Here is a 1067-nt window from a genome sequence, read left to right on the forward strand (position 1 = left end):
ACGTATAGGAAGAATAAACGCCCTTTTCACCCAAGTCCAACAGCTTTGGACCGCAGTTGACTCTTTCGACACCCCTGCGATGCAACCCAATCCGGCTGACGGGGAGCCAGCAACGCTGAAAATTTACCCTCCTCTTTCCCACTAGCGGCTCCTTTTCCGACAACCAGCACGGCGGATCCCTGCCGCGGCGCTGTGAACGCAGCATTTTGATTGGTATCGTTGGCCTTCAGGCTCGTCAGTCAAACAGACCCAGGAGCAGCTCAGCCGGTGGCGCCCGGCTTTCGGGTAACGCCCTGGTCCCGCTGGTTTCGGCTTTGTGCTTCAGGTGATCAAGGATCTGCTTGATCACTATAGGGTCTTCAATGCAGGCGATGACTTTCATGGCGCCGCCGCAGCCGCTGCAGGTCTCGATGTCGATATTGAAAACACGCTTGAGCCGTTGCGCCCATGTCATCGACGCTCGCCGTTGTGCTGGTGTTGCCGGTTCATCAGCCACCCTGACCTTGTTGCCCCTGCCCCGTTTTGCCGGCGTGACCAACGCCCGGTGCCGACTGTTGGGTGCGAACACCCCGTGGAAGCGGGTTAGGTTGACTCTGGGCTTCGGTACCAGGGCGGCCAGCCTTGCAATGAAATCCAATGGTTCGAAAATGACGTGCGTGGTGCCGTCCCGGTACGGCGTCTTGAGCTGGTAGCGCACGTTGCCGCCTCGTGTTAACGACAGCCGCTTCTCGGATACCGCCGGGCGGCTGATGTACCGGCACAGCCGTTCGAGCTTCTTGCGTTCATCGGCCCTGGCCGCCACGCCGGCGTGCAGGCTGGACCCGGCTACCTTGCCAATCCCGTCACCGAACGGATCACCACTGGTCGGCAGAGTTTGCAAAGTGAACACCTTTCGCCCCGCCTGTGAACCGACAGCGATACGGTAAGTGATCGAGTGCCCCAGCAGGGGTGTCATCGGGTCGTCATCCACCGCATCCGAGGCCAGATAGCTGTTTTCGACATCCCGTTCCAGCAGGCCTTGCCGTTCCAGATAGCGACCCACCCGGTGGGCGATGGTGTGCGTCAGC

General features: G+C 60.4%; 1 pseudogene. It reads right to left on the bottom strand.

The features are described 5' to 3' along the window. Positions 1-235: 235 nt before the first annotated feature. Positions 236-1067: pseudogene (locus ACSIPU_RS30335) on the bottom strand (IS91-like element ISCR2 family transposase); the annotation flags it as partial.

This window comes from Klebsiella sp. HN106, from assembly GCF_051209435.1.
Lineage (GTDB): Bacteria > Pseudomonadota > Gammaproteobacteria > Enterobacterales > Enterobacteriaceae > Klebsiella > Klebsiella oxytoca.